The 14,503-nt window shown below is 32.2% G+C and carries 14 protein-coding genes and 1 riboswitch; of the genes, 2 read left to right on the top strand and 12 right to left on the bottom strand.

Annotated features, from left to right (window positions below; translation table 11 throughout):
• Positions 1 to 123: 123 nt before the first annotated feature.
• The 6 genes from IDG65_RS01830 to IDG65_RS01805 form a co-directional block, all read right to left on the bottom strand.
• Complete coding sequence (locus IDG65_RS01830; RefSeq protein ID WP_000571256.1) at positions 124 to 825, bottom strand: ABC transporter ATP-binding protein; 702 nt, start codon at positions 823 to 825, stop codon at positions 124 to 126.
• Complete coding sequence (locus IDG65_RS01825) at positions 818 to 1,591, bottom strand: ATP-binding cassette domain-containing protein (protein WP_000052325.1); 774 nt, start codon at positions 1,589 to 1,591, stop codon at positions 818 to 820. The genes IDG65_RS01830 and IDG65_RS01825 overlap by 8 nt, the downstream gene beginning before the upstream one ends.
• Positions 1,578 to 2,408 (bottom strand): nickel transporter permease, encoded by an 831-nt coding sequence (nikC, locus tag IDG65_RS01820; RefSeq protein WP_000548940.1) that lies wholly within the window; start codon positions 2,406 to 2,408, stop codon positions 1,578 to 1,580. Before nikC ends, IDG65_RS01825 begins: the two co-directional genes overlap by 14 nt.
• Positions 2,401 to 3,387: a nickel ABC transporter permease gene (gene nikB / locus IDG65_RS01815; protein WP_000469957.1), complete on the bottom strand. Its 987-nt coding sequence runs from the start codon at positions 3,385 to 3,387 to the stop codon at positions 2,401 to 2,403. Before nikB ends, nikC begins: the two co-directional genes overlap by 8 nt.
• A gap of 170 nt (positions 3,388 to 3,557) precedes the next feature.
• Positions 3,558 to 3,743, bottom strand: coding sequence for a hypothetical protein (locus IDG65_RS01810; protein ID WP_001791844.1), 186 nt, complete (start codon positions 3,741 to 3,743; stop codon positions 3,558 to 3,560).
• On the bottom strand, positions 3,691 to 4,035 hold the full coding sequence (locus IDG65_RS01805; RefSeq protein ID WP_000171798.1) for a 6TM ABC transporter family protein: 345 nt from the start codon (positions 4,033 to 4,035) through the stop codon (positions 3,691 to 3,693). Before IDG65_RS01805 ends, IDG65_RS01810 begins: the two co-directional genes overlap by 53 nt.
• A 204-nt stretch (positions 4,036 to 4,239) precedes the next feature.
• On the opposite strand from IDG65_RS01805, the gene pepF reads away from it, so the two are divergent.
• Complete coding sequence (pepF, locus tag IDG65_RS01800; protein ID WP_000077545.1) at positions 4,240 to 6,054, top strand: oligoendopeptidase F; 1,815 nt, start codon at positions 4,240 to 4,242, stop codon at positions 6,052 to 6,054.
• 142 nt (positions 6,055 to 6,196) lie between these two features.
• Here pepF and phoU read toward each other — a convergent pair whose 3' ends face one another.
• The 6 genes from phoU to cvfB form a co-directional block, all read right to left on the bottom strand.
• A complete protein-coding gene (gene phoU, locus IDG65_RS01795) occupies positions 6,197 to 6,838 on the bottom strand; it encodes a phosphate signaling complex protein PhoU (RefSeq protein WP_000974850.1) in 642 nt (213 codons plus the stop codon).
• Between the two features lie 6 nt (positions 6,839 to 6,844).
• The gene (gene pstB, locus IDG65_RS01790) at positions 6,845 to 7,696 is read right to left on the bottom strand and encodes a phosphate ABC transporter ATP-binding protein PstB (RefSeq protein WP_000079445.1); all 852 of its coding nucleotides are present in this window, start codon (positions 7,694 to 7,696) and stop codon (positions 6,845 to 6,847) included.
• Positions 7,697 to 7,742: 46 nt separating this feature from the next.
• Complete coding sequence (gene pstA, locus IDG65_RS01785) at positions 7,743 to 8,660, bottom strand: phosphate ABC transporter permease PstA (protein ID WP_052997617.1); 918 nt, start codon at positions 8,658 to 8,660, stop codon at positions 7,743 to 7,745.
• Between the two features lies 1 nt (position 8,661).
• Positions 8,662 to 9,588, bottom strand: a complete 927-nt coding sequence (gene pstC, locus IDG65_RS01780) for a phosphate ABC transporter permease subunit PstC (protein WP_052997616.1) — start codon at positions 9,586 to 9,588, stop codon at positions 8,662 to 8,664.
• Positions 9,589 to 9,778: 190 nt separating this feature from the next.
• The gene (locus IDG65_RS01775; RefSeq protein ID WP_000759232.1) at positions 9,779 to 10,762 is read right to left on the bottom strand and encodes a phosphate ABC transporter substrate-binding protein PstS; all 984 of its coding nucleotides are present in this window, start codon (positions 10,760 to 10,762) and stop codon (positions 9,779 to 9,781) included.
• A 312-nt stretch (positions 10,763 to 11,074) separates the two neighbouring features.
• Positions 11,075 to 11,977 (bottom strand): RNA-binding virulence regulatory protein CvfB, encoded by a 903-nt coding sequence (gene cvfB, locus IDG65_RS01770; RefSeq protein ID WP_001162348.1) that lies wholly within the window; start codon positions 11,975 to 11,977, stop codon positions 11,075 to 11,077.
• Between the two features lie 146 nt (positions 11,978 to 12,123).
• On the opposite strand from cvfB, the gene IDG65_RS01765 reads away from it, so the two are divergent.
• A complete protein-coding gene (locus IDG65_RS01765) occupies positions 12,124 to 13,725 on the top strand; it encodes an ABC-F family ATP-binding cassette domain-containing protein (RefSeq protein ID WP_000942303.1) in 1,602 nt (533 codons plus the stop codon).
• 602 nt (positions 13,726 to 14,327) lie between these two features.
• A riboswitch (Lysine riboswitch) is annotated at positions 14,328 to 14,503 on the top strand.

Below are 14,503 nucleotides of genomic sequence, written 5' to 3'. Positions count from 1 at the left end.
TAATGATACTCCTTTTTATTATTATTTTTAAATACAGAAAATAAAATCGATAAGTGTCTAGATTAATATACTTGATTTATCTATATTTTATAACAAGTCTAGAATTATCGCATTCTTAAATAACTAATATGAAAATGCTTGCACTAATTCTTTTGTATAAGGGTGTCTATCAACATTAAATAATTCCTCTATTGCAAAATCATCGACTATCATGCCATCCTTAAGAACGATAATTCTATTAACTAAGCGTTGTAACACGGATAAATCATGAGAAATAACGATAAAATGATTTAAGTTCGTAATCGTTTGCGCTTTTAATATATTTATTACATTTTGTTCAGCTATAACATCTAAATTTGAAGTTATCTCATCACATATTAAAACGCGAGGTTGTACTAATAACGAACGCATGACATTAAATCTTTGTAATTGTCCACCACTCACTTCGCTTGGTAATTTAGTCAATAATTGCGCGTTCAACTCAAAAGTAGATAAATGTTGTATTAATAATTGATCCTGAGCAGTATTATCAGTTAGGCCTCTGTAATAATATAACGCTTCTTTTAATGAGGTCTCAATCGTCCAATCAGGGTTAAAGCTAGTTAAAGGGTGTTGGAAAATCGGTAACACAGCATTATCACTTAAGTAAATTTCTCCTTTAACAGGTTTAAACAAGCCAAGAACCAATGAAGCGAGCGTACTTTTACCACAGCCACTTTCGCCTAAAATACCAACATTTTCTCCATCAGGTATAGTAATATTGATATCTTGTAGCACCATCTGCTTTTTATTATAACCAAAAGTCACATGTTTTAACTCAATCATAGTAATCCCTCTTTAATTGTGTTCTATATTTAATTAGACGTTCAGTATACGGATGCAAATGCTCATACTTGAAATGATTAATATTACCTCGTTCAATGATTTGACCTTCTTTTAAAACATTAATGTACTGACAATATTTCAATACATGACTTAAGTTATGTGTGATAATAAATAATGTTTGACCATGTTCTAATACAATATGCTGTAATAAATCCATCACTTGATTACCGTTCAAAGCATCCAATGATGCAACTGGTTCGTCTGCAATGATTAATTTAGGCTCCAACATGAGAACGCTTGCTATGTATACGCGTTCAAGTTGGCCCCCAGAAAGTTGGAAACTATATTTATTTAATATATCTTTGCTTTGTAAATTAACCCACGACAAAGCCTTATCAATTTTGGACAAAGCCTCTTCTTTACTATTTTTATAATGCTTACGATAAATCGCAGTTAACTGTTTACCTAATTTAGTATGGTCGTTAAAACTTTCTGCATAATTTTGAGAAATATAGCCAATTGTATGACCATAATATTGACTCAATTTACTAACATTTTCCCCATCAAATTGGTACGAATCATACGTGCAGGTTAAATCGAATGGTAAATATTCAAGTAAGGCTTTAGCAATCAAACTTTTTCCAGCGCCGCTCTCTCCAATCAAGGCATTAATCCGTTGACTAAAAATTTTCAAATCAATCCCTTTAATAAGTGATTTCTCACTAGTATTCTTTATTGTTAAATTTTGTATATCAATGAGACTCATCATATTCACCTCGTTGTTTCAGCAATCTATCTCTTAGCGTATCACCGGTTAAATTAAAAATTAAAATAGTTATAGCAATGACTGAAGCAGGTGCAATCAACATAATTGGATGAGACGAAATAAAATCACGACCTTGTTGCAACATAGCGCCCCACTCTGGTGTTGGCGGTTGTGCACCTAACCCAATAAATGATAGTGAACTTATATATAGAATGATTTTACCGAAATCAACGACCATCAAAACGATAATAGCCGGTATAATTTTAGGTGTTAAATGACGTATTAATATTGTTCTTGTAGGTACATGAAATAATTGTGCCATTTTTATATAAGGCTTATTCATTTCGCTATTAACTATACTTCTAGTCAACCTTGTGTAATTCATCCATTTTATTACTGCAATTGAAATAACTAAATTCCATAACGATGGTTGGAAAAAGCTTGCTAAAGCAATCATGATGATAAATTCTGGAATACTTAGACCAACATCAATAAACCTTAACACTAATCGTTCAATCCACCCCTTTTTATATCCGGCAAATAGACCTAGTGTAACACCTATGACAACGATAGCTATTAATGTTAAAACAGTAACAAACAATGTTGAACGTGCACCGATAATAATTCGGGTAAATAAATCTCTCCCATAATCATCAGTTCCTAATAAATGCAACCAACTAATAGGTTCAAAAGTTTGTGATAAATTGACTTTGGTTGTATTTTCACTACTTACAAAGAATTGCAGTACAATTACCACAAAAATAAATGCAACGAATACAAAAAATATCAGGTTATTCTTTGAAAATATTTTATGCATGACGGTCACTACCTTCTGATATCAATGGTGTATTGGTTTTGTTTTTTGGATTTCCTAATTGTAGACGCTGCTTCGGATCAAGTAATAACGTTAATAAATCAGCAATCGTATTAATAATAACAACGAAGAAGCCAATAAATAACACGCATCCTTGAATAACAGGATAATCTCGAGATTTAATACTATCCATTAATAGATAACCAATACCAGGTATATCAAATAAATTTTCAATCACTACAGTACCACCTATTAGACTACCAAGTGAAATCCCTAATAATGGGATAATCGGAAAAATTGTTGGTTTTAGTAAATCATGAATTAAAATATAACGTTCATTCATACCGCGTAATCTTGATGCTTGTACGATATTACTTTGCAATAACATCAATAAATTAGAGCGCACTAAACGAATGATGTATGCACACATACCTAAAGATAGTGTGAGTACAGGTAATATAAACTGACTTAGTATAACGCTATCTATATTCATTAAATTTGTGACAATAAATAATAAAATAATACCGATAAAGAACGCTGGTAAACTAATTGATAGTGTTGAGATCACTCTAATCACTTTATCCGTCCACTTATGAAATCGTTTGGCTGCTATAATGCCGAGCGGTATAGATATGCATAACGACACTACTAATGTTGAAAATGATATGAGTAATGTTATGGGTGCATAGTTGAATAATATCTGTGTTACCGGTTCTTTTGATTCAAAACTTTTTCCTAAATTAAAATGTAATAAATGATTCATCCAATGCCACCACTGTACCAATAAAGAATCATTTAATCCCAATTTATCTTTGGTTGCATTTATTTGTTCCGTCGACACTTGTGCTACATCAAGATGTAATATTTTATCAACAGGATTTCCTGGTGATAATTTCATTAAAATGAATGTAAGTGTAGAAATAACAAATAAAACAACTATCATTTGTATCAGTCTATACATCATAGACTTTATTATGAACATAATAGTCCCCCTCCTTGTGTAAGTTACCAACACTTTCTTGTTACATGAGAATGGCGCGTGTATATGCAACTTACATATTAAGAACCAACGTTCATTATAGTATTATCCCAAAAGAAATTGAAGTATATTTAATTTTTTAACAAAATCATTATAAAATATAATATTTTGAATCAAGTCAACCATGTAAAATATAAAAAAGTCAAAACAAAAACAACTATAGCACTGTATTCCATCTCTTTCGAAATAATTGTTACTGCAGTGTAACTTAAAAGTCGATGATTTTGTGCATATAGTTGTCGAATATTATTTTTTATCTTTACGGCGAAGTTCAGCGCCCTCATAGCCGTATTTTTCAATTTGCTTTTCTAATTTACGCGCTTTTCTTTCTTTACGCCAATTTCTAGTAAAATACCATAATAGAAAACTAATTAATAAACTCATAATCGCTAAAAATGCAGCGTATCCTAATAATGGTTGATATTTTATATCTTGAAAATTTGGAATAAAAAATGCAAGCACACCTAATATAACAAATGTAATTACTGCAGATACAAACCATTTATTTAAAACTAAGCAACAGAATATTGTTAATAAAATCATTATTAATGTTGTAATCCATAAATAATTAGGCATATCGAATAATGTCATATTCATTCTCCTTTTATTTCATTACTTTCCTTGTATACATTTTATTATAAATTTTTAAAAACTTAAACAATAGCAGTCAGTTTCAAGCAATATTCTATCTACTATTAGAAAAATCATTGTTCCTTGCGACATGGAAATCGTAACATTATCGTTTAGGAGACAAAATTATGTATAATGAATGTATTATACCAAAGGAGTGATTATATGTCTCAAGGTTTACTTTTAAGAGAAGATGTTCCTGTTTCAGAAACATGGGATTTAGTAGACTTATTTAAAGATGATCAACAATATTATGAAAGTATTGACGCTCTAGTACAACAAGCAAATCAATTTCATCATACATATGCAACAACATTAAATTCAATCGAACAAATTAATACTGCTTTAGCTGAATTAGAAAATATTTTAATTGCCTTAGATCGCTTAAGTAATTATGCAGAACTACGTTTAAGTGTAGATACTAGTAATATTGAGGCGCAAGTATTGAGCGCTAAATTATCTACTACATATGGTAAAATTGTTAGCCAATTATCATTTGTAGAGTCAGAAATACTTGAATTACCAGAAGAAATACTTCAACAATTAGAAGAATCATGTCCATATCAACACTATATTAAACAGTTAATAAAACAAAAGCCATTCCAATTATCTGCGTCGGTAGAACAAGTATTAGCAACTTTATCACCTACGCTAAACAGTCCTTACGATTTATACGGCACGACAAAAATGCTAGATATTACATTCGATTCATTTGAACATGATGGTACAACGTACCCTGTCGACTATGCTACGTTTGAAAATGATTATGAAGATAATAAAGATCCTGAGTTTAGACGTAAAAGTTTCAAATCGTTTAGCGATGGGATTCGAAAATATCAGCATACTACCGCGGCTACATATAATATGCAAGTACAACAAGAAAAAATTGAAGCTGATTTACGTGGATTTGAATCGGTCATCGATTATTTACTACATAGTCAAGAAGTAACGCGTGATATGTTTGACCGTCAAATCGATATGATTATGCGTGACTTGGCACCAGTTATGCAGAAATATGCTAAACTTTTACAACGTATTCACGAATTAGATAACATGCGTTTTGAAGACTTGAAAATTTCTGTAGACCCTGATTATGAACCAGAGATTTCAATTGAAGACTCAAAAAATTATATTTTCGGTGCGTTAAGTGTTTTAGGTGATGACTATACAAACATGTTACGTGAAGCATACGATCAGCGATGGATTGATTTTGCACAAAATAAAGGTAAAGATACAGGCGCATTTTGTGCAAGTCCATACTTTACACATTCGTATGTGTTCATTTCTTGGACTGGTAAAATGGCTGAAGCATTTGTCCTAGCACATGAATTAGGTCATGCAGGTCATTTTACATCAGCTCAAAAACATCAACCATATCTTGAATCAGAAGCATCAATGTACTTTGTTGAAGCCCCTTCTACAATGAATGAAATGTTGATGGCCAATTATTTATTTAACACAAGTGATAATCCAAGATTTAAGCGTTGGGTTATTGGCTCAATTTTATCTAGAACATATTATCATAATATGGTTACCCATTTATTAGAAGCTGCTTATCAACGTGAAGTGTATCACAAAGTAGATCAAGGTGAATCTTTAAATGCGCCGACATTAAATGAAATAATGCTAAATGTTTATAAACAATTTTTTGGAGATGTAGTAGACATGACTGAGGGTGCTGAATTAACATGGATGCGTCAACCTCATTACTATATGGGATTATATTCGTATACGTATTCTGCTGGCTTAACAATCGGAACTGTCGTTTCTCAAAAGATTAAAAATGAAGGCCAACAAGCTGTTGATGCTTGGTTAGAAACATTGAAAAAAGGTGGTAGTGTATCACCTGTCGAACTTGCAAACATTGCAGGTGTGGACATTACTACAGAACAGCCACTTAAATCTACAATTCAATATATTTCTGATTTAGTCGATGAAGTTGAAAAATTAACAGATGAAATTGAGCAAGCAAATAACTAAGATGCGAGACAATTTATAGTAGAACAATATAAACCAAGATTTTCACATTACTAATTGTGAGAATCTTGGTTTTTTTTTTGAGGGTTTATGAATAATAGAAATATATATTTATCGTAAGGGATTTTATAGTAATAACTTTAAGTTATTGTTCGTAATGTGTACCTGTTAAATAAAAATAAACACTTTCAGCGATGTTAATAATATGATCACCAATACGTTCTAAATGTCTTGCTGCTAAATGAGCTTGTGCAGCGACAAATGGATCGTTATCAATAAGATACGTTGCGTTAATAATATGACTATATAAGTCATCGATATCTTCATCACGCTCAATTATTTCTCTTATTAATACGGTATCTTTCTTTTTAAATGCTTGATCTAAGTCCTTTAACATTAACATAGCTAATTTACCCATTGTCTTTAAACGGGTTAACACATAATCATCTGTAATCTTCGTACGCAATCGAATATTGGCAATACTCGATGCATTATCTCCTATTCTTTCTAAATCGGAGGCGATTTTTAATGAAGAAATCATCATACGCAAATCACTCGCAATGGGCTGTTGCTTTGTAATTAACATGATAACTCGCTCATTAATATTATAATTTAATTGATTGATATGTTTATCGTTTTTAACTGTTTGTCGTGCAAAGCCTCTATCGTCAATACTTAATGATTTTATACCATTTTCAATACTCACATAGACATTTGCACCTAACCGACGTAATTCTTTTATTAAATCATCAAGTTGCTCCTGATATCGTTGTCTAATTATTGCCATTATATATCAACCAAACCTTCCTGAAATATAATCTTCTGTTTTCTTGTTTGATGGGTTAGAGAAAATTTTATCAGTATCATCATATTCATTGACATAACCATTTAAGAAAAATGCAGTTTTATCTGATACACGAGCTGCTTGTTGCATATTATGTGTAACCATAATAATTGTATACTTTTCTTTTAGTTCTTGAACCAACTCTTCTACTCTTAATGTTGAGATTGGGTCTAATGCTGATGTCGGTTCATCCATTAAAATGACTTCAGGTTCAATTGCTAAACAACGCGCGATACAAACACGCTGTTGTTGCCCGCCGGATAAACTATATGCATTTGTGTGCAACCTATCCTTTAGTTCATCCCAAATTGCCGCGCCACGTAATGATTTCTCAACGATTTCATCAAGAACTTTTTTATTTTTAATACCGTGAATCTTTGGACCGTAAGTAATATTATCGTATATTGATTTTGGAAATGGATTAGGTTGTTGAAAGACCATGCCCACATTTGTACGTAATTGTTCTTTAGAATATTTTTGATCAAATATGTCTTGATCGCGATATAGTATTTTACCAGCTGTTTTGACTGTGGGTACTAACTCAACCATTCGATTCAAAGTTTTAATATATGTTGATTTGCCACAACCAGATGGACCTATAATGGCAGTTATTTCATTTTCATAAATATCTAAATTAATATTTTGCAATGCATGATTTTCGCCATACCATAAGTCTAAATTTTGTGTTGAATATATAACAGAATGTGAGTTTGTATCATCTGGTGTTTTATGATGACTTTGTGAGACATCAAACGTATGACTTTGAGATATTTGTTTAGTTTGTGCAAGTGTTTGCGCCATGTTTAAAACTCCCTTTTTAATAGATAAATGAGATTGATTGTTTAAATTAGAATTTTTTACTAAATTTGTTACGTAAAATAATCGCAACGCCATTCATTAATATTAAGATAACTAGTAAAACGATAATGCCTGCCGATGCAACATTCTGGAATTCTTCTTGAGGCATTTTCGCCCAAGTATATATTTGGATAGGTAATGCTGAAAATTGATCCAATATACTCCTAGGTGTTGCCAATAATATAGTCGGTATACCGATAAGCACAAGTGGCGCTGTTTCTCCCAGTGCTCTTGAAAGAGACAAAATGAATCCAGTTAAAATACCAGGTAACGCTGCTGGTAAGACAACACGTCTTATCGTTTGCCATTTATTAGCACCTAAACCGTAAGAAGCTTCGCGTACTGAGTTAGGTACAGCTCTAATTGCTTCCTGACTTGAAACAATAATAATTGGTAATATCAGTAAGGTCATTGTTAGCGCTGCTGCCAATATACTGTTACCCATTTTCAAGGCTTCAATCCCCGCGCCACCAACGAACAAAGTGTAACCTAATAACCCAAATACAACTGATGGTACACCAGCTAAATTGGAAATACTGATTTTAACAAACTGAGTAAATTTGTTGTTTTTCGCATATTCTTCTAAGTATATAGCTGTACCTATTCCTAGGATGATTGATAATGGAATGATACTTAACATTAACCAAAGTGAACCGATTAACGCGCCTTTAACGCCAGCCATAGATGGTGTTGAAGAAGAAAAATTAGTGAAAAACTGTAAATTTAAATGACTTACCCCCTTAATCAATGTTTGAGTTAACAACGCAATAAGTACGACAAGTCCTAATAATGTACATGCTAAAAATATGAGTTTGAACACTTTATTTTTAACCGTTCTGGATGATAAATGTTTTTGGACAAGTTGTTGATCGACGAGTGATTGTCTATTATTATCTGTCATTTCCATATTAATACTCCTCCCTAAAACGCTTAGAAATCCATTGAGAAAGTAAATTCATGATTAAGGTAAAGATAAATAATGTGAATCCTACAGCATAAATACTGTAATAAATATTTGATCCAAATGTTGCATCACCTGTCGCTATCTCAACAATATATCCAGTCATTGTTTGAATCGAACTTGTTAAACTTAATGAAGCTGTTGGCGAACTACCTGCCGCTAATGATACAATCATCGTTTCTCCAATTGCTCTTGAAATCGCGAGAACGATTGAAGCTACAATACCTGATGTTGCTGCAGGAAGTACGACTTTAGTTGCTACTTCTAATTTAGTTGCTCCAAGTCCATAGGCACCTTCTCGAATTTTATTTGGTACAGATGCCATTGCATCCTCACTCAAACTTGTGATGAGAGGGACAATCATAATACCGACAACTAAGCCGGGACTTATAGCATTAAACTCTCCAAGACCTGGTATGAAAGATCTTAATACTGGTGTAACAAAGGTTAATGCAAAGAAACCAAACACAATTGTTGGTATTCCTGCTAAAATTTCTAATATCGGTTTAATTATGCGTCGTGCACGGTCACTTGCATATTCACTTAAATAAATTGCTGCACCAAGCCCGACTGGAACTGCAAATATAGTCGCAATAACTGTGATTTTTAAAGTCCCTATTATCAATGCCCAGATACCAAACTTAGAGTCTGAACCGGTAGGATTCCAAGTAGTAGAAAATAGAAATTCAGTTATTGGAATTCTGGTGAAAAAAGTGATGGTTTCTAAAAGCAATGTGATTAATATACCTAGTGTTGTTAAAATGGAAATCGCTGAAATTGCGGCTAAAATAACTGGTATAATTTTGTCATTATGCTTCCCTTTTTTATTATTATTTTTTTCGATTAAAGCTTTAACATTAGTAGATGAAGTCATAATCAAACCTCTTTCTATTACTCCCAAAATAATTAGATTTGTAAAATAATGATGAACCACTATTTTAAGTTGATAAGCTTGTAGACTTACTGAATGTCAAAATCAGCGTCTCGATAAATCAAGCTTTGTACTCTAAATAATGATTCACCATCAAAATCATGTTTCAAGACACATTTGAAATTGCGTCTTATTATTTTTTGTCTTCAGACTTTTTATCATCAGATTTCTTGTCGTCAGATTTTTGATTTTTATCAATAAATGCTTTTAAATCATCTAGTTGTGATTTGTATGTTTTCTCTGGTGCTGCTACATATCCAGCTTCTTCAGCTGCTTTACCTTTATCTTCTAAGACGAATTTGATAAATTCTGACATTACTTTATTATCTTTTAATGCTTTTTCATTTACATAAATGAATAATGGTCTACTTAATGCATAAGAGTTATCTTGAATTGTTTTTTTCGTAGGCTCTGTTGCTTTACCATTTTCATCTTTGATTTTAACTTCTTTTAATTTATCTTTATTTTGAACGTAGAAGTTATATCCAAAGTATCCGATTCCCTCTTTGTTTTTCGTTACAGAAGAAACGATAGCATTTGTATCAGCATTTTTTTCTGCTTTAATATCTTCTTTATTCATTACTTCATTTTCAAAGAAGTCATAAGTACCATGACTTGAGTTTGGTGATACAGCATTTATTTTTTTATCTGGCCATTTACTATTAACATCTTTCCATGTTTTAGCTTTTCCAGAATAAATTGCTTTTAATTGCTGTTTGTCTAATTCATCTACAAAATCATTTTCTTTATTTACAGCAACCGTTACACCATCTTGCGCAATTTTGAATTCTTTGTATTTAATATTCTTATCTTGTAATTTTTGCTTCTCTTCATCTTTAATTGGTCTAGAAGCATCAGCGAAGTCGATATCTCCTGCAATGAATTTTTGGAAACCAGCACCTGTACCAGCTTGTCCTGCTGAGATTTTAGCATCCGAGTGATCTTGAGCCCATTTTTCATTTAATTTCTCCACAATTGGTGCTACTGTTGATGAGCCATCACCTTTAGCTTCCCCTTTTAAATCACTATTACCACTGCCACCATTACCGCCACCACAAGCACCTAATAATAGTGTTGCACCTAAAGCTGTAGTACCAACAAATTGCCATTTTTTCATTGAAATATCCTCCCTGTATGAACAACAAATAGTATTTGTATTGATTACATCTTTATCTTAACCTTGAATTATTAACCTCATTTTTAGAAACTGTAAATGTTACATAAAAATTTGTTAAGAAAATGTAAATATTAATTTTTGTTAATCTAAAAAATATTGCTTCATTAGTAAAATTAAAATGCTTCCTGAAAAATTATCGAAATTTAAATATGTACACAAAAAAATGGACAGATGAAATTAAAAAACTACTTCATCTATCCGATTTAATATTGAATATAAAAAACACGCATCCTACGATACGTGTAAAAATGATTATTCTTTTGAGTCAATTCGACTCCAACCTTTTTTAGTTAAAGTGATTTTGCCTGTTTCTATATTAATAATCTTCTGTTTATATAAGTGACCGATTGCACGTTTGAATGAACCTTTACTCATATTGAATACTTCTTTAATCGCTTCAGGGCTTGATTTGTCCCAGAATGGTAATTCACCATCATATTCAACTAGTAAATCAAAGATGACTTGGCCGTCATCGTCTAAACGTTCATGTGCAAGTGGTAAAAATGAACCATTTAACTCACCTTTATCATTATGCCCGATAATTCTAACTTGAACAGATTCACCTAATCTTGGTTCAGCTTTACGTTCTGATTCATGTACGAAAATTTTGTAACCTGATTCGCTTAATAAAAAGCTACCAATTCGTAATACGCGGTAAGGTTTGGCTTCAATGACTTCGTTTTTTAAATTATCGTCGTGTACAGGTGTAAACATATTTTCTACAACAGATTCACTCGCTAATCGTCCATACATATGATTCTCACGGTCAATTCGTAATGTGACTAGCAAATGATCACCTAGTTGTGGCCATAGTGATTTCACTTTTGGTAAATCTTCCCATGGTACTAACACTTCACGGGGTAATCCAACATCTATACGTGCCCCATCGCGATCCGTTTTAAGTACTTTAGCAAAGTCATATTTATCTTTCGTAATATCAGGCATATTTTGAGTTGCAAATAATTCACCTGAACGGTTTGGATAAATGAAGAAACTATATTCTTCACCTACTTCTAATTCATCATCATCGTTCATTTCTGATTGGTTTAACTTTACGTTTTCACCGTTTGGTCCTTTTAAAAGGTAAGTTGAACCTTGTAACCCTACTACTTCAAGGAATTCTATAGAACCTACTATATCTTTGTCTAATGCCATGTTATTCTCCTTCGATTCTTGTATTCTTTATTATTATAACATGTGTGAGTCATTCTATCATTACAACTTATATGAGGTCGAAACTGTGACGATAATATGATATAATTCTTCCGTTAGAATATCGAATGAAAAAAAGGAGAAAATGCATGTTACAAGTAACTGATGTGAGTTTACGTTTTGGAGATCGTAAACTATTTGAAGATGTAAATATTAAATTTACAGAAGGTAATTGTTATGGATTAATTGGTGCGAATGGTGCAGGTAAATCAACATTCTTAAAAATATTATCTGGTGAATTAGATTCTCAAACAGGACATGTTTCATTAGGTAAAAATGAACGTCTAGCTGTTTTAAAACAGGACCACTATGCTTATGAAGATGAACGTGTGCTTGATGTTGTAATTAAAGGTCACGAACGTCTTTATGAGGTTATGAAAGAAAAAGATGAAATCTATATGAAGCCAGATTTCAGTGATGAAGATGGTATCCGTGCTGCTGAACTTGAAGGTGAATTTGCAGAAATGAATGGTTGGAATGCTGAGGCTGATGCAGCTAACCTTTTATCTGGTTTAGGTATCGATCCAACTTTACACGATAAAAAAATGGCTGAATTAGAAAACAACCAAAAAATTAAAGTATTATTAGCGCAAAGTTTATTCGGTGAACCAGACGTACTATTACTGGATGAGCCTACTAACGGTCTGGATATTCCAGCAATCAGTTGGTTAGAAGATTTCTTAATTAACTTTGATAATACTGTTATCGTAGTATCACATGACCGCCATTTCTTAAATAATGTATGTACTCATATCGCTGATTTAGACTTTGGTAAAATTAAAGTTTATGTTGGTAACTATGATTTTTGGTATCAATCTAGTCAGTTAGCTCAAAAGATGGCTCAAGAACAAAACAAGAAAAAAGAAGAAAAAATGAAAGAGTTACAAGACTTTATTGCTCGTTTCTCAGCTAACGCTTCTAAATCTAAACAAGCAACAAGTCGTAAAAAACAACTTGAGAAAATTGAATTAGATGATATTCAACCATCATCAAGAAGATATCCTTTCGTTAAATTCACGCCTGAGCGTGAGATTGGTAACGACTTATTAATCGTTCAAAATCTTTCTAAAACAATTGACGGCGAAAAAGTATTAGATAATGTATCATTCACAATGAATCCAAATGATAAAGCGATTTTAATTGGAGATAGTGAAATTGCAAAAACAACATTACTTAAAATATTAGCTGGCGAAATGGAACCAGACGAAGGTTCATTTAAATGGGGTGTTACTACATCATTAAGTTACTTCCCTAAAGATAACTCAGAGTTCTTTGAGGGTGTAAATATGAATCTCGTTGATTGGTTAAGACAATATGCTCCTGAAGATGAACAAACAGAAACATTTTTACGTGGTTTCTTAGGTCGTATGTTATTTAGTGGTGAAGAAGTTAAGAAAAAAGCTAGTGTGCTTTCAGGTGGAGAAAAAGTACGTTGTATGTTAAGTAAAATGATGTTATCAAGTGCGAATGTACTTTTACTTGACGAACCTACTAACCACTTAGACTTAGAAAGTATTACTGCTGTCAATGATGGTCTTAAATCATTTAAAGGTTCTATCATCTTTACTTCTTATGACTTCGAATTTATCAACACGATTGCAAACCGTGTTATCGATTTAAATAAACAAGGCGGCGTTTCAAAAGAAATTCCATATGAAGAATACTTGCAAGAAATCGGCGTTTTAAAATAAACATAATATGTAGAATTTCTTTTCGAAAATCTCTGTGTTGAGGCCCGACCAACTTGCACATTATTGTAAGTTGGCTTACTGTCACCTTCTATATTGGGACTTATTCCGCAACTTGTATTGTTTGTAGAAATTAGGAATCCAATTTCTCTATGTGTGGCACCGACAAGGATTGAAAAAAGCTAGCTACAAAGTCATTTTCATTCAGTCAACTACTGTCAATATAACATTGCAGGGCCTAGGGCATTGATTCATATCCGAGACTATATTCAATTTAATAGACATTAACTGGGCGTCTCGATGCTAATATTTATAGCATCGAGGTGTCCTTTTTATTTTATTTTTTAACACATCAGCACAGTGAACACCCCTTCTCTAAATTACAAATACAGTTATCACCGCATTAAAAGAGTACATTTATTTAATGTGCATATTGAGTATGCTATAAGTATTTTGAATTTTATTTTTCAAAAAGTCTCATTATCACCACCTTTTAAAATATAAGCAACGCTATAACTTGAATTTTCAGGTTATTCCAAAAAATCTAAATTATCGGTTTACATTCATATTTGTCATATGTATAATGAACACATACCAATTTAATAATATTTTGATGAGGCGCATCAATCATGAGTAAAGTTTAGATTACTGTCTGCTAACAGCTAAATTTGAAAGGGTGCGATGCCGAAGCAATTATAATAGCAGTTATAATTTGTTGGACTTTTTGGTTAAGAGCTGAGAGTTTGTCATTATTTAAAAATAATGGAGTGCATCACTTGTA

The organism is Staphylococcus sp. EG-SA-17 (assembly GCF_017151845.1).
GTDB classification, from domain to species: domain Bacteria; phylum Bacillota; class Bacilli; order Staphylococcales; family Staphylococcaceae; genus Staphylococcus; species Staphylococcus aureus.
The sequence above is the reverse complement of the archived record's forward strand: the minus strand, read 5'-3'. Positions and strand labels throughout refer to the sequence as shown.